Raw genomic sequence first — 13,840 nt, 5'->3', positions numbered from 1 at the left:
GGGTCGTGGTGACGGGAGGATGCAGCGGCCTCGGGTATGCCGCCGCGGAGCGGCTGCGAGCTGAGGGGGCGGACGTCATCACGTTCGACCTGCAGTCTTCGGCCGACGTCGTCGTCGACGTCGCCGACGATGCCGCGGTCGCCGCAGCATCGACATCCGTCGGTGCCGTTGATGTGCTGGTGAACTCCGCAGGGATCGTCGGCGCGAATGTGCCGCTCCTCGAGACGACCGCTGCAGACTGGCAGCGCGTGCTGGGCGTGAATGTGCTCGGAACGGTCGCGACCATGCGGGCCTTCATCCCCGGCATGGTCGAGCGCGGGTGGGGGCGCGTCGTGAACATCGCGAGCATGGCGGGCAAGGACGGCAACCCTGGCCTATCGGCGTACTCGGCGAGCAAAGCCGCCGTGATCGCACTCACGAAGTCGGCGGGCAAGGAACTCGCACGCACCGGAGTCCTCGTCAACTCCATCGCGCCGGCCGTGATCGCGACGCCCATGAATGCGGAGACGTCTCCCGACGTGTTGGCCCACATCACGAGCCTCATCCCAATGGGGCGGGTCGGGCGGGCGGACGAGGTCGCCGAACTGATCGCGTGGCTCGCGTCGGATCGCGTCTCCTTCTCGACGGGGGCCGTCTATGACATCTCGGGCGGCCGCGCCACGTACTGAGCGTATGACGGTGGACGATGATGCGTCGGCCGCCTCTCCTTCAGGAAGGATCCCATGAAGCTTCTCCGCCTCGGCGAACCGGGTCTCGAACGACCGGCTGCGCTCCTCAGCGACGGTCGCGTGGTCGAACTCGGCGATCTCGCCGACGACATCGATGCCGTCTTCTTCCGGAACGGGGGCATCGCGCGCGTGCGGGAGTTCCTCACCGAAACGGGCTCGGCGCACGCGCGCCATGTCGAGCCGACCAAACGCATCGGAGCACCGATCGCGCGTCCGCATCAGATCATCTGCGTCGGCCTCAACTACTCGGATCACGCCCGCGAAACCGGGCAGGACGTGCCGACCGAGCCGATCCTCTTCACCAAGTCCCCCAATACGCTCGTCGGCCCGAACGACGACGTCCGCATGCCGCGGGGGGCTACGAAGCTCGATTGGGAGGTCGAACTCGGAATCGTCATCGGTGCGCGGGCCTATGAGCTTGACTCGGATCTCGAATCAGAGGCGGCTATCGCCGGGTACGTGCTCGTCAACGACGTCAGCGAGCGGGCCTTCCAACTCGAGCGTGGAGGTCAGTGGCTCAAAGGCAAGTCCGCCCCTACCTTCAATCCCACCGGGCCGTGGTTGGTGACGGCCGACGAGATCCCGGATGTCCTCGACCTCGGCATGCATCTGAACGTCAACGGTGTCAACCGGCAGGCGGGGTCGACCGCGACGATGATCTTCGACCCGGTGACCATCGTCCGATACATCAGCCAGTTCCTCGCGCTCGAACCGGGGGACCTGATCAACACGGGGACGCCGCCGGGCGTGGGGATGGGCATGACGCCGCCGGAGTATCTCCGCGAGGGAGATGTGATGGAGCTCGCGATCGACGGACTCGGCGTTCAGCGCCAGTTGGTCGTCGGGCGCGACTCACCCTGACGCTCGCCTGAGCGCGACAGCGACCGTTCACCCGGAGGCCACCTTCCGGTCACGCCCGCTTGTTTGGATCGCGGCGTGTCCTCCCCGATCGTGACCGTCATCCTGCCGGCGAAAGACGCCGGTCCGTACATCGGCACGACCGTCACGACCCTGGGCCGCCAGTTCGAGGACCCCAGCAGGCTCCGCCTCGTGGTCATCGACGACGGCTCGACCGACGACACCCGTGCGCAGGTGCAGCACTTCGCGCGCGAGATGCCGCACGTCGAGATCCTCTCGAACCCCCAGCCCGTCGGTCTCGCCGCGGCCCGCAACCAGGGGCTCGACCTCGTCGACACCGACTTCTTCTGCTTCGTCGACGGTGACGACTGGATGCACCCCGACCGTCTCGAGAGCCTCGTGGACTCGATGCGCAGACTGGAATGCGACTTCGTCCGCACCGACCACGTCACCGACACCGACGGCCGTCGCCGCCTGATGCGGGCCCCGCACGGCCCTCGCGGGCGGGTCGTGTCACCGCGCGACGCGATCCTGCCGGCCGATGAGACCACGATGGTCGACTACCCCTATGCCTGGGCAGGCATGTTCCACCGCCGGGTGCTCGACCGGGGACTCGCGCACTTCGAACCGGGCCTGTTCACGGCGGAGGACCGCCCGTGGATCTGGCGCCTGCACCTGCGGGCGGAGTCGTTCGCCGTCGTCGACGCCCCCGCGATCCTCTACCGCCGCGGCGTCACCACGTCGCTGACGCAGGTGCTCGATCGGCGCCAGCTCGACTTCCTCCCGGCCTTCGCCGAGGCGATCCGCGTCGTCGAGGACGACCACGAGGCCGACCGGTTCCTCCCCAAGATCGCGACCACGACCATGTCGGTCTGCGCGTACCACCTCTTCCGCGCCCGGGCGATGTCCACGGCCGACCGCACGGCGCTGCGCACCGGTATCCGCGACCTGCTGCGCGCGATCCCGGCCGAGCAGATAGACCCGGCGCTGTCGCGGCTGTCGGATCGCCGTCGCCGCATCCTTGCGCGCCTGGTGCGCGAGGTGCGCAGCGCATGACGCAGATCTTCGTCCTCAACTCCGCATACGGCCTCATGACGGCGGTCGCCGCGATGGATGCCGGTGCGATTCCGGCATCCCCGTCGGGACGCATCCTGATCGCCGTGAACGCGGCCATCATCCCCGAGGCCGCACCCGGCATCGTGGACGCTCCCGAGCTCGCCACGCTACGCGCAAGGTTCGATCGGGTCGTGGATCTGAACGAGCTGCTCGCGCCGGAGCGACCGCCGCACTGGCGGGTGACCGCAAACGAGGGCCCCGTGCTGGAGCGTCTGCTGCGCCAGGCGTGGGGCATCGGCGACGCGGACGTGGAGCTGTTCCTGCAGAGCCCGCAGGTCGCGCCGTCACGGGTGTTCATGGACGTGTTCGCAGGCGCCGACGTCGTGATCGTCGGCGACGGCCTCATGACCTACTCACCCATCCGCAACCGCTGGCCGCACACCGTCGCCGGTCGTGTCACCGCGGTCGTGTACGCCGACACGGTGCCGGGGGTCGAGCCGCTCCTGTTCCCCGACGCCGCCCGGACGTCGGTGACGCCCGCAGCCCTGCGCGCCGTCGTGGCGGAGGTCGCCGCGGCGACCGACGACCCGGCGATTGCTGCGCTCGAGGGGCTCGACCGCCCGGCGCTGATCCTCGGCCAGTACCTCTCGGCACTGAAACTCATCTCCCCCGACGAAGAACTGCGGATGCAGGGCGAGATGATCGACCGCGCGCTCGAGTGGCGCCCCGGGGCGATCGTCTTCAAGCCGCATCCGTCGTCCGCACCCGCCCTCATCGACGACCTCGCCGCGCACGCCGCCTCGCGTGGCGTCGCGTTCACCGTCTTCCGCGGTGGCACGCCCGCCGAGGTCCTCGCCCTTCGCGCTCCGTTCGTCGGCGCGGTCGCGGGCTTCTCGACCGCGTTGCCGACCCTGCAGGCGCTCACCGGCCTGCCGATCGCCGCCGTCGGCACCGAACTGCTGCTGCAGCGGCTCACCCCGTTCGAGAACGGCAACCGCATCCCGGTGACGATCATCGACGCACTCACCCGCACCGACAGTCCGTACCGGGACGAGCGGATGCAGCTGCTCGTCGACGCCGTCGGCTACGCCATGCAGCCGGTGATCACCGCGCACCTGCGCCCGCGCGCCGAGGAGTTCCTCGGCGCCGCGACGGCCGCCGAACGCCACCGCTACTTCGCCCGCACCCGGCTCACGTCGCTCGGGCTCCCCGGCGGGAGCACGCCGGGACGGCTCACGCGCGTCCTCGGCCCGCGGGACGGCGCGAGCCGGATCACCGAGGTGCAGCTCGCGCTCCGCGGCGCGCAGCGACGCAGCAAGCGCGCGTGGAAGGCCCTGCGAGGAGGATGACCGTGACACGGAGCACCATCGAGACGGCCGCGATCATCCCCGCCCGCGGCGGGTCCAAGGGCGTGCCGGGCAAAAACGTGGCCCGCGTCGGCGGCATCCCGCTCGTTGCGCGTGCGGTGCGGGCCGCGCTCGCCTCCGGTGCGATCGACCTCGTCGTCGTGTCGACCGACGACGGCGCCATCGCCGACGCCGCACGGGCCGCCGGGGCGCGCGTCGTCGACCGGCCGGCCGAGATCTCCGGCGATCAGGCCAGTTCCGAGAGTGCGCTCCTCCACGCGCTCGACGCGCTCGCCGCCGCCGGCGTCACGCCGCGCGTCACCGCCTTCCTGCAGGCGACGAGCCCCTTCATCCCCGCCGACGCCCTCGCGGACGCGGTGACACTCGTGCGCGACGGCCGCGCCGACAGCGCCTTCTCGGCGCGCGAGACTTACGAGTTCGTCTGGCGCAGGGATGCCGACGGCGCGGCATCCGCTCTCGGTCACGATGCGGCGCACCGGCCGCGCCGACAGGACCGGGATCCGCACTACGTCGAGACCGGTGCCTTCTACGTCTTCACGACCGACGGATTCCGCGCCGCCCGGCACCGCTTCTTCGGACGCACCGAGATCGTGGAGGTCCCCGAAGAGACCGCGATCGAGATCGACGACCCGGCACAACTGCGCACCGCCCAGGCCCTCGCGCACCTGCTCGAGCCGTCCGCGCCCCTCGCAGCCCGGGTCGTCGTGACGGATTTCGACGGTGTCCACACCGACGACACCGCATGGGTGGATGCCGCCGGCACCGAGCACGTGCGGGTGAGTCGCTCCGACGGCATGGGGGTCGCCCTCCTGCGGCGCGCGGGCGTCCCTGTGCTCATCCTGTCCACCGAGCAGAACGCCGTCGTCCGGGCCCGCGCCGAGAAGCTGCGGGTCGAGGTCATCCACGGCGTCGACGACAAGGCGAGCGTGCTGCGGCAGTGGGCCGCCGAGCGCGGCGTCGACCTCGCCGAGACCGCCTACCTCGGCAACGACGTGAACGACCTGCCCGCGATGGCGCTCGTCGGCTGGCCGGTCGCCGTCGCCGACGCCCATCCCGAGGTGCTCGCCGCCGCACGCCTCGTGCTGATGCGGACCGGCGGGGCCGGCGCCGTCCGCGAACTGGCCGATCGCGTGCTCGCCGCACGCTGACGCACGCACCCGACAGCCAGTCGTCCGGTCCTCGCCACCCGGGGTTCATCCGTCATTCACGGTCGGAACCCACGCTGAGGACAGCAACGACGAAAGGACTCGCCATGACGGTGACCATCGGAAACCACGTGCTCGGCGGCGGACACCCCGTGTACGTCATCGCCGAGATCGGCCTCAACCACAACGGCGACGTCGAGCTCGCCAAGCGACTGATCGACGTCGCCGCCGACGCCGGCGCGAACGCGGTCAAGTTCCAGAAGCGCACCCCCGAGATCGCGACGCCCGCGCACATGCGCGACACCCTCCGCGAGACCCCGTGGGGCACGATGACCTACCTCGAGTACCGCTACCGCGTCGAGTTCGACCGCGACCAGTACATCGAGATCGGCGACCACGCCACGATGCGCGGCCTCGACTGGTTCGCCTCGCCGTGGGACGTCCCCAGCGTCGACTTCCTCGAAGACCTCGGCGTCGTCGCCCACAAGGTCGCCTCGGCGAGCCTCACCGACCTCGAGCTGCTCGAGGCGCTGCGGGCCACGGGCAAGCCCATCATCCTCTCGACCGGCATGTCGACGATCGAGCAGATCGACCGCGCGCTCGAGGTCCTCGGCACCGACCGCACGGTTCTCATGCACGCGACGTCGACGTACCCGATGGAGCCCGAGGAGGCGAACATCAAGATGATCGCCTCGCTCCGCGACCGCTACGCCGGCATCCCCGTCGGGTACTCCGGCCACGAGCGCGGCCTGCAGATCTCCCTCGCCGCCGTCGCCCTGGGCGCCGTCGCCGTCGAGCGTCACATCACGCTCGACCGCACCATGTGGGGCTCCGACCACGCCGCCTCGCTCGAGCCGACCGGTCTCGAGCACCTCGTCCGCGACATCCGTGTCATCGAGACCGCTCTCGGCGACGGTGTGAAGCGCATCTACGACGGTGAGCTGGCCCCCATGGCGAAGCTGCGCCGCGTCCCGGCATGACCATGCGCGGTGACCGTCCGGGACGCCTGCGCGTCGTCGCGATCGCCGACGCCGACTCCTTCGTGAAGTGGTCGGCGGCGCTCATCGACTCCGCGCCGTCGGTGGACCCCCATCTGCTGCTCGTGCGCACCCCGCTCACGGTGAGTGTGGCGCAGGAGCACGCGGCGCTGGCGGGCACCGGCATCCGTCCCGAGGCGGTCACCCGCGTGGACTGCGACGACATCGCGGCCTGGCTCGCGAAGGACCGCCCTGACGTCGTGGTCATCGGTGGGCGCGGGCCGTTCGTGCGGCTGGTGATGCGCCAGATCGACCGGGTCGCGCCGCGGCCGGTCGTCGTCTCGGGCCTGCCGGGCATCTCGATCCCCGCCCAGCGGGGCGCGGCGATGTACCGCAAGCACTGCGACCTGATGGTCGTGCACTCCCAGCGCGAGCGGCGGGCGTTCCGCCATCTCGCCCAGCGGCTCGGCATCGAACTTCGCCTGGGCCTGGCGACTCTGCCCTTCGCGCGACCCGCCCGCCGGTCGCAGGGCGGCACCGACCTCGTCTTCGCCGCGCAGGCGATCGTCCCGCGCGAACCCGCCGACCGGGCCGCGATCGCGGACATCCTGCGCAGGGCGGCACTCGCCGATCCTTCTCGCCGAGTCGTCGTCAAGCTGCGCTCGCGCCCCGAGCTCGGCGAGACAGAGACCCACTACGAGCGCACCGAGCTCACCGAGCTGCTGCGGGACCGTCCCGACAACCTCGTCTTCTCGCACGAGCCGATGGCGCAGGCCCTCGCGCACGCCGAGGGCCTGGTCACCGTCAGTTCGACCGCGGCGATCGAGGCCATGGCCATGGGGGTCCCGGTGATCGCCCTCGACACCTTCGGGGTCACCAAGACGCACCTCAACACGGTGTTCAACGGCAGTGGCGTCCAGGGCACCGCGGAGGACGTCATCGCCCGCCGGTTCCGCCACCCGCACGCGCAGTGGCTCGCCGACAACTACTTCCACGACCCGGAACAGTCGACCTGGTGGGACGACGTCGAGCAGCTCGTCGCGCTGCGCCGCCGCGGTCTCCTGCCGCCGCGGTTCGTGCCGACCGCACGCGGCGGCGCGCTGCACGAGGCGTGGCAGCGCAAGGCGGTGCTCGGCCGCGAGGACCGCTCGCTCACGGGCGCCGTCGCGCTCGCCGTCGGGGCGCCGCTCGTGTGGGGCATCCTCACGGCCCGCACGGTGCTCGGCCGCCGCGGGAGCGGCACCTGGTTCGACGACCAGACCGACATCACCGTCACGCCGGCGCGCTATCAGGACCCCATCGTCCGGCCGCGCCGCGCCGCGCTCGTCGCGATCGACTGACGCGCGCGGATCAGCCCGCGCGGCCGGCGAGCATGTCGGCGGCCGCGGCGGTCTCCTCGCGCAGCGCCTCGGCGAGGGCGGCGACCGCGGGGATCCGCAGCGACTCGGGCCGCACGATCATCCAGTACGGCAGCCGCTCGTCGAACCGGTCGGGCAGCAGGCGCACGAGGTCGTCGTGCCGGTCCGCCACGAAGCTCGGCAGCAGCCCGATGCCCGCGCCCGCCCGCGTCGCCTCGACGTGCACGAACACGTTCGTCGAGCTCAGTCCGTCCCGCATCTCGGGCACGAGCCGCCGCGGCAGGTCGAGAGCGTCGACCTGCAGGATCGCGTCGACGAAGTAGACGAGCGGATGCCGCATGAGCTCGGCGGCGTCGCGCGGCATCCCCTCCCGATCCAGGTAGTCGCGCGAGGCGTACATCCCGAGCGTGTACGCGCCGAGCTCGACCCCCTGCGCGCGCCGGGACTGCGGGGCGCCGACGACGACCTCGATGTCGAGGCCGGGTCGATGCGCGGCGGCACGACGGGTGGCCGTCACGATCTCGATGCTGAGGCGAGGATGCCGGCGGCGCAGCCGCGCGACGGCCGGGGCGGCGATGAAGGCGCTGAAGCCGTCGGTCGCCGACATCCGCACGACGCCGGCGATCGGGTCGTGATCCTCGCCGGCGCCGGCGAGCTGCGTCAAGGCGGACTCGATGCGCCCGGCCGTGTCGACCGCCTGCCGCCCCAGCGCCGTGAGCTCCCAACCGCCGCCGCTCTGCGCGACGAGGCGCCCGCCCACGGCGTCCTCGAGGGCGGCGATGCGTCGCGCGACGGTGGTGTGGTCGACGCCGAGGGCGCTCGCCGCGGTCGTGTACCGCCCCGACCGCGCGACGGCGAGCAAGACGAGCAGGTCGTCGGCGCGGAGGCGGCCACGGGCATCCATGTGTGCAATTCTGCACATCGCGGGTGCAGGACTGGGCATTGATCGTCATCGCGTCCTGTCCGCAGACTGTGGGGCGGACGCCACCGCGTCCCGAGTCAGAGCAGACCACCCCGGATGTCATCGACGACATCGATCGGAGAGACCATGTCAGCCCCCACCCGCGCCGCCGACCCCGCGGCATCCGCCACCCCGTCCGGCCTGCGCCGCGTCGTCGCCGCCTCGATGGCCGGCACCGTCGTCGAGTGGTACGAATTCTTCCTCTACGCCACCGCCGCCAGCCTCGTCTTCGGCACCTACTTCTTCCCGCAGACCGGCTCGTCGCTCGACGGGATCATCGCCGCATTCGTCACCTACGCCGTCGGCTTCATCGCGCGGCCCCTCGGCGGCATCGTCTTCGGTCAGATCGGCGACCGCTTCGGCCGCAAGCCCACGCTGCAGGCGACGATCATCATCGTCGGTGTCGCGACCTTCCTGATGGGGTGCCTCCCCGGCTTCGTCGAAATCGGCTACTGGGCGCCCGCGCTGCTGGTGGCGCTGCGCTTCCTGCAGGGCTTCGCCGTCGGCGGCGAGTGGGGCGGCGCGGTGCTCCTCGTCGCCGAGCAGAGCCCGAACCGCTCACGGGCGTTCTGGTCGAGCTGGCCGCAGGCCGCAGTGCCCGTCGGCAACCTGCTCGCGACGCTCGTCCTGCTCATCACGTCGTGGGTGCTGAGCTCCGAGGACTTCCTCGGCTGGGGCTGGCGCATCGCGTTCTGGCTGTCCGCTGTCATCGTCCTCGTCGGCTTCTACATCCGTCGCCACGTGGAGGAGGCCCCGATCTTCCTCGAGGCCAAGGCGCAGGTCGAGGCCGAGAAGGCCGTCTCGTACGGCGTCGTCGAGGTGCTCCGCCGTTACCCGGTCGGCGTGCTGCAGGCCATGGGCGTCCGCTTCGCGGAGAACATCGTCTACTACATCGTCGTGAGCTTCTCGATCGTCTACCTGAAGACCGTGCACGAGTACGACACGAGCCAGCTGCTGCTCGCGCTTCTCATCGCGCACGTCGTGCACTTCCTCGTCATCCCGCAGGTGGGCCGTCTCGCCGACCGTTTCGGGCGGCGGCCCGTGGCCCTGACCGGCGCGATCCTCAGCGCGACGTGGGCGTTCTTCGCCTTCCCGCTGTTCGACACGCTCAACCCCGTCCTCATCGTGCTCGCGGTGACCGTCGGACTCACGTTCCACGCGTTCCTCTACGCGCCGCAGCCGGCGATCATGGCCGAGCTGTTCCCGACCCGCATGCGCTACTCCGGCGTCTCGCTCGGCGCGCAGGTCACGGCGATCGCCGCCGGCTCGCTCGCCCCGATCCTGGCGACCCAGTGGCTGCGGGACTTCGGCTCGTGGACCCCGGTCTCGATCTACATCGCGATCGCCTGCGTCATCACCGGCACCACCATCGTCCTGATGCGCGAGACGAAGGGCGCCTCGCTGCAGGCGATCGACGACGCGGATGCCGCTCGCACGGCCGAACTGCTCCGCGAGAAGGAGCGCGCATGACCGACCTCACCGGCCGGACCGCACTCGTCACGGGTGGCGCGAGCGGCATCGGGGCGGCGTGCGCCTCGGCGCTCGCCGCCGCGGGTGCCCGGGTGACGGTCGCTGACGTCGACGCCGACGGCGCGCAGCGGGTCGCTGGCGCCGTCGGCGGCGAGGCGTGGGCCGTGGACCTGAGCGACACGGCCGCCCTCGCCGACCTGCGGCTGGACGTCGACATCCTCGTCAACAACGCCGGCATCCAGCACGTCCGCCCGATCGAGGAGTTCGAGCCCGAGCGCTTCTCGTTCATGATGCGGCTCATGCTCGAGGCGCCGTTCCTGCTCATCCGCGCGGCGCTTCCCGCCATGTACGAGCGCGGGTTCGGCCGCATCCTGAACATGTCGAGCGTGCACGGACTCGTGGCATCCCCGTACAAGTCCGCTTACGTCGCGGCCAAGCACGGCCTCGAGGGACTGTCGAAGGCGACGGCGCTCGAGGGCGGCGCGCACGGTGTGACGAGCAACTGCATCAACCCCGGCTACGTGCGCTCGCCGCTGGTCGAGAAGCAGATCGCCGACCAGGCGAAGCTGCACGGCATCGGCGAGGACGAGGTGCTGTCGCAGGTGCTGCTGGCCGAGGCCGCGGTCAAGCGTCTCGTCGAGCCGGAGGAGGTCGCCGCCCTCGCGGTGTGGCTCGCGGGGCCGGATGCCGGCATGGTCAGCGGCGCGAGCTACACGATGGACGGCGGCTGGTCGGCGCGCTGACCCGTGCGCGGAGAGGATCCGCGCTCCCGCTCAGCGGAAGATCGCGTCGAGCAGCCCGCTCTGCATCGCGAACACGCCGAGCACGAAGAGACCGCCGATGATGATCGCGGGCCACGAGACACCCCCCTTGAGACGGCGTCCCTGCGGTGCGACACCGGGCGGCGGGCGGAGTGTCCCGAGCGGCGGCGTGAACGGCAGCGAGTCCGCCGTCGCTCCGGGCACCAGGGCGGGCTGCGTCAGCCGGTCGTCGCGCCACCGCTCCCACTGCGCGAGCTTGTCGAGCAGGGCGCCGACGACCGAGAACAGCCACGCCCACGTGTTCGGGTCGAGGGTCGACAGGTCGCGCTTGGCGTAGAGGAACAGCCAGTCGTCGACGATCTCGACGTCGAGCTGTGCGGCGTGGTCGATGAACCGGGCCATGATGTCGGGCGTGAAGAGGTAGAGCGCGTCCTGCTCGTACCCCTGCGGGCAGTAGAGGGCGAAGTGCTCGTCGAAGTCGCCCTCGAGGCTGAGCCGCTGGTCCTTGTCGAATGCCTGCGGCAGGTTCGAGCCGAACAGGGCGTTGTTGCCGGTCGCGTCGAGGACGATGTGCGGCAGCGGTGTCGCGAGGCGGATCGCGACGTATCCCCACCGGTGCGTGGTCTGGTTCTTGCCCGACCCCGTCGTGTAGCGATAGTTCGCGAACTCGACGAACCGGGGGCGTTCGCCGCGCAGGATGTCGCTCGATCGGCGCGAGTGGCCGTGCGAGAAGATCATGCCCGGCAGCGGCGGGGCGGATGCCTGGGCGAACCAGGTCAGTCCGTTCGCCCGCGCAAACCGCTCGAGGCGGTAGATCCGCTCGTGCGATCCCTTCAGCCCGCGGCCGATGAGCGCCACGATCCCGATCGCGAAGATCGCCACCACGACGACGAAGCCGACCGCGAGGGGGTTGCGGTTCGATCCGCCGACGAACGAACCGAGCACCGTGGCGAACACGGTCACGACGAAGAAGCCGACGAACAGGAACACCACGACGGCGATGACGATGCCCACGACGTTGCCGCCGGAGGGCAGCCGACCGGCGGCCCGCAGCTCGGTGCGGTGCGCGGCGACGGCGGCGCGGTCCACCGGCTCGGTGAGCGGGGTCGGGTCGAACGTCGACGTGCTCATCGGTTCACCTCGTCGGAGTGCATGCGGCCACGGTACCGGCCGACCAGGCTCACGCGGTGCGGACGTCGACGACCCAGGTCACGCCGAACCGGTCGGTGAGCATGCCGAACCCTGCGCTCCAGGCGGACGCGGCGAGGGGTTCGACGACGGTCGCGCCCTCGGCGAGGGCGGTCCACCGAGCGGTGACCTCGTCGAGGGTGTCGCCCTGCAGCGAGACGAAGAAGGCGCGGTCGGTGATGGTGACGCCGTTCTCGCGGTGCGTCGTCCCCGCGACCGCCTCGGCACCGGCGTCCTGCCCGGGGACGTCGTACGCCATGAGGCGGAATCCGTCCGCCGCGACGACGATGCCGAAGACGACCTTGTCGGCGCCGGGTGCGTCGGCGGGCATTCCGAGGTCGGCGTAGGTGGTCGTCATCGCCTGACCGTCGAAGACGCGGGCGTAGAACTCGAGGGCCTCCCTCGCCGTGCCGTGGAAGTTCAGGTGGGTGGTCGTGGTGAGGGTCATGAGGTGTCCTTCGTTCAGGGGTGGGTGTCGGTGTGGAGACCAATCTCCGCCGGATAGAGGTCGGATCCTGTCCGCTTCTATCGCAGGATGGAGACATGCCCTCTCCGTCGCATCGGATGCTGAACCTGCTGTCGGTCCTGCAATCGCGACGCGACTGGGGCGGCCAGGAACTCGCCGACCGGCTCGGCGTCACCGTCCGCACCATTCGCCGCGACGTCGACCGGCTGCGCGAGCTCGGCTACGCGATCACGGCGGTCAAGGGTCCCTACGGCGGCTACCGCCTCGCGCCGGGCGAGGAGCTGCCGCCGCTCCTGTTCGACGACGAGCAGGCCGTCGCGATCGCGGTCGCCCTGCAATCGGCATCCGGTGTCGACATCGCGGATGCCGCGGCACGCGCCCTCGCGACGATGCGGCAGGTCATGCCCTCGCACCTGCGCCACCGGATCGACACCATCCGGTTCGAGGTCGACGCCACGGGTGAGCAGGCAGCGCCGGAGGTCGTCGAAGCGGTGAGCGGCGCGACCCGCGATCGCCGGACCCTCCGCATCGAGTACGGCGGCGATGACCGTTCCCGACGGATCGAGCCTTACGCCGTCGTCGCCCGCGACGGCCGCTGGTACGTCGTCGCCTGGGAGCTGGATGCCGCGGACTGGCGCATCCTGCGGCTCGACCGACTGCGCCTCCGACAGGGCGGCGGGGTCCCGTTCGAGCCGCGCGAGATCCCCACCGGGAATGCGCGCACCTTTCTGGCCGCGCGGTTCAAGGGCGCGTCGGACGAGGATCGCTGGCCGGTCACGGCCGAGTTCATCCTCTCGGTGCCCGTGGGGCGGGTGATCCCGTTCGCCGCAGGCGCGGCGCTCGACGACCTGGGCGGCGGACGGACGCGCGTGCAGGTCGGCTCCTGGTCGTGGGCGGGAGCACTCGCCTGGGCACTGCGGTTCGATGCACCGTTCGAGATCGTCGGGCCGCCGGAGCTGGCGGATGCGGCGGCCGCGCTCGCGGGGCGATTGACCGATTCCGCGGTGGGGCCGGGCATCCGCTAGACTGCTGTGGTTGTCCGTCTGCGTTCATGCGCGGAATCCCCGGACACGTGCATCAACCCTCCTGATGCCGGGAACCGCCCGGCATCCGTTCTAGTCCGAAGGAGGTGGGTTAGTGACGCACATCCACCAGTACGAACTCATGGTGATTCTCGACCCCGAGGTCGACGAGCGCCAGGTTGCTCCCAAGCTCGACGGGTTCCTGAAGGTCATCACCGCTGATGGTGGCTCGATCGACAACGTCGACGTGTGGGGCAAGCGCCGTCTCGCCTACGAGATCCAGAAGAAGAACGAGGGCATCTACGCCGTCGTCAACTTCACCGCCACGAGCGAGGCCACGCAGGAGCTCGACCGTCAGCTCAAGCTGAACGAGCAGATCATGCGTACCAAGGTCCTCCGCGCCGAGGAGGCGATCGCTCAGGTCGCCGCCGAGAAGGAGCGCGCCGACGCCAAGGCCGCCCGCAAGGCTGCGAAGGCCTGACG

14 protein-coding genes are annotated in these 13,840 nt (G+C 70.8%); 11 read left to right on the top strand and 3 right to left on the bottom strand.

Annotated elements, in window-relative coordinates:
* Positions 1–5: 5 nt before the first annotated feature.
* The 7 genes from ACIGEP_RS10555 to ACIGEP_RS10525 all read left to right on the top strand — a co-directional run bounded on the left by ACIGEP_RS10555 (position 6) and on the right by ACIGEP_RS10525 (position 7,471).
* Positions 6–668 (top strand): SDR family NAD(P)-dependent oxidoreductase, encoded by a 663-nt coding sequence (locus ACIGEP_RS10555; RefSeq protein WP_396661576.1) that lies wholly within the window; start codon positions 6–8, stop codon positions 666–668.
* A gap of 54 nt (positions 669–722) precedes the next feature.
* Complete coding sequence (locus tag ACIGEP_RS10550) at positions 723–1,589, top strand: fumarylacetoacetate hydrolase family protein (RefSeq protein ID WP_396661575.1); 867 nt, start codon at positions 723–725, stop codon at positions 1,587–1,589.
* Positions 1,590–1,664: 75 nt separating this feature from the next.
* On the top strand, positions 1,665–2,642 hold the full coding sequence (locus ACIGEP_RS10545) for a glycosyltransferase family 2 protein (RefSeq protein WP_396661574.1): 978 nt from the start codon (positions 1,665–1,667) through the stop codon (positions 2,640–2,642).
* Positions 2,639–3,991, top strand: coding sequence for a polysialyltransferase family glycosyltransferase (locus ACIGEP_RS10540; protein ID WP_396661573.1), 1,353 nt, complete (start codon positions 2,639–2,641; stop codon positions 3,989–3,991). Before ACIGEP_RS10545 ends, ACIGEP_RS10540 begins: the two co-directional genes overlap by 4 nt.
* Positions 3,988–5,157 carry a cytidylyltransferase domain-containing protein gene (locus ACIGEP_RS10535; protein ID WP_396661572.1) on the top strand — a complete coding sequence of 390 codons (1,170 nt, stop codon included), beginning with the start codon at positions 3,988–3,990 and terminating at the stop codon, positions 5,155–5,157. The genes ACIGEP_RS10540 and ACIGEP_RS10535 overlap by 4 nt, the downstream gene beginning before the upstream one ends.
* 104 nt (positions 5,158–5,261) lie before the next feature.
* Positions 5,262–6,134, top strand: coding sequence for an N-acetylneuraminate synthase family protein (locus tag ACIGEP_RS10530; protein ID WP_396661571.1), 873 nt, complete (start codon positions 5,262–5,264; stop codon positions 6,132–6,134).
* Complete coding sequence (locus ACIGEP_RS10525) at positions 6,131–7,471, top strand: DUF6716 putative glycosyltransferase (protein WP_396661570.1); 1,341 nt, start codon at positions 6,131–6,133, stop codon at positions 7,469–7,471. The genes ACIGEP_RS10530 and ACIGEP_RS10525 overlap by 4 nt, the downstream gene beginning before the upstream one ends.
* Before the next feature lie 10 nt (positions 7,472–7,481).
* Here the strand turns inward: ACIGEP_RS10525 and ACIGEP_RS10520 are convergent, their stop codons facing one another.
* Entirely contained in the window at positions 7,482–8,393 is a 912-nt protein-coding gene (locus ACIGEP_RS10520; RefSeq protein WP_396661569.1) for a LysR family transcriptional regulator, read from the bottom strand.
* Between the two features lie 144 nt (positions 8,394–8,537).
* Between ACIGEP_RS10520 and ACIGEP_RS10515 the strand changes: the two genes are divergently transcribed.
* Both ACIGEP_RS10515 and ACIGEP_RS10510 read left to right on the top strand, forming a co-directional pair.
* On the top strand, positions 8,538–9,920 hold the full coding sequence (locus tag ACIGEP_RS10515; RefSeq protein WP_396661568.1) for an MFS transporter: 1,383 nt from the start codon (positions 8,538–8,540) through the stop codon (positions 9,918–9,920).
* Complete coding sequence (locus ACIGEP_RS10510; protein ID WP_396661567.1) at positions 9,917–10,663, top strand: 3-hydroxybutyrate dehydrogenase; 747 nt, start codon at positions 9,917–9,919, stop codon at positions 10,661–10,663. The genes ACIGEP_RS10515 and ACIGEP_RS10510 overlap by 4 nt, the downstream gene beginning before the upstream one ends.
* A 30-nt stretch (positions 10,664–10,693) precedes the next feature.
* Here ACIGEP_RS10510 and ACIGEP_RS10505 read toward each other — a convergent pair whose 3' ends face one another.
* Both ACIGEP_RS10505 and ACIGEP_RS10500 read right to left on the bottom strand, forming a co-directional pair.
* The gene (locus tag ACIGEP_RS10505; protein ID WP_396661566.1) at positions 10,694–11,812 is read right to left on the bottom strand and encodes a hypothetical protein; all 1,119 of its coding nucleotides are present in this window, start codon (positions 11,810–11,812) and stop codon (positions 10,694–10,696) included.
* A 49-nt stretch (positions 11,813–11,861) separates the two neighbouring features.
* Positions 11,862–12,317: a VOC family protein gene (locus ACIGEP_RS10500; protein WP_396661565.1), complete on the bottom strand. Its 456-nt coding sequence runs from the start codon at positions 12,315–12,317 to the stop codon at positions 11,862–11,864.
* Between the two features lie 95 nt (positions 12,318–12,412).
* On the opposite strand from ACIGEP_RS10500, the gene ACIGEP_RS10495 reads away from it, so the two are divergent.
* Positions 12,413–13,360, top strand: coding sequence for a helix-turn-helix transcriptional regulator (locus ACIGEP_RS10495; RefSeq protein ID WP_396661564.1), 948 nt, complete (start codon positions 12,413–12,415; stop codon positions 13,358–13,360).
* A 139-nt stretch (positions 13,361–13,499) separates the two neighbouring features.
* Positions 13,500–13,838, top strand: coding sequence for a 30S ribosomal protein S6 (rpsF, locus tag ACIGEP_RS10490; protein ID WP_396661981.1), 339 nt, complete (start codon positions 13,500–13,502; stop codon positions 13,836–13,838).
* The last annotated feature ends 2 nt before the right edge of the window (positions 13,839–13,840 follow it).

Origin of the sequence: Microbacterium sp. NPDC077663, from assembly GCF_044542795.1 — a bacterium.
Lineage (GTDB): Bacteria > Actinomycetota > Actinomycetes > Actinomycetales > Microbacteriaceae > Microbacterium.
The sequence above is the reverse complement of the archived record's forward strand: the minus strand, read 5'-3'. Positions and strand labels throughout refer to the sequence as shown.

Excerpts from the sequence above, each read along its gene's own strand:
- ACIGEP_RS10550 (WP_396661575.1), top strand. The coding sequence starts at position 723 with ATGAAGCTTCTCCGCCTCGGCGAACCGGGTCTCGAACGACCGGCTGCG.
- ACIGEP_RS10540 (WP_396661573.1), top strand. The coding sequence starts at position 2,639 with ATGACGCAGATCTTCGTCCTCAACTCCGCATACGGCCTCATGACGGCG.
- ACIGEP_RS10535 (WP_396661572.1), top strand. The coding sequence starts at position 3,988 with ATGACCGTGACACGGAGCACCATCGAGACGGCCGCGATCATCCCCGCC.
- ACIGEP_RS10530 (WP_396661571.1), top strand. The coding sequence starts at position 5,262 with ATGACGGTGACCATCGGAAACCACGTGCTCGGCGGCGGACACCCCGTG.
- ACIGEP_RS10525 (WP_396661570.1), top strand. The coding sequence starts at position 6,131 with ATGACCATGCGCGGTGACCGTCCGGGACGCCTGCGCGTCGTCGCGATC.
- ACIGEP_RS10520 (WP_396661569.1), bottom strand. The coding sequence starts at position 8,393 with ATGGATGCCCGTGGCCGCCTCCGCGCCGACGACCTGCTCGTCTTGCTC.
- ACIGEP_RS10515 (WP_396661568.1), top strand. The coding sequence starts at position 8,538 with ATGTCAGCCCCCACCCGCGCCGCCGACCCCGCGGCATCCGCCACCCCG.
- ACIGEP_RS10510 (WP_396661567.1), top strand. The coding sequence starts at position 9,917 with ATGACCGACCTCACCGGCCGGACCGCACTCGTCACGGGTGGCGCGAGC.
- ACIGEP_RS10505 (WP_396661566.1), bottom strand. The coding sequence starts at position 11,812 with ATGAGCACGTCGACGTTCGACCCGACCCCGCTCACCGAGCCGGTGGAC.
- ACIGEP_RS10500 (WP_396661565.1), bottom strand. The coding sequence starts at position 12,317 with ATGACCCTCACCACGACCACCCACCTGAACTTCCACGGCACGGCGAGG.
- ACIGEP_RS10495 (WP_396661564.1), top strand. The coding sequence starts at position 12,413 with ATGCCCTCTCCGTCGCATCGGATGCTGAACCTGCTGTCGGTCCTGCAA.
- rpsF (WP_396661981.1), top strand. The coding sequence starts at position 13,500 with ATGGTGATTCTCGACCCCGAGGTCGACGAGCGCCAGGTTGCTCCCAAG.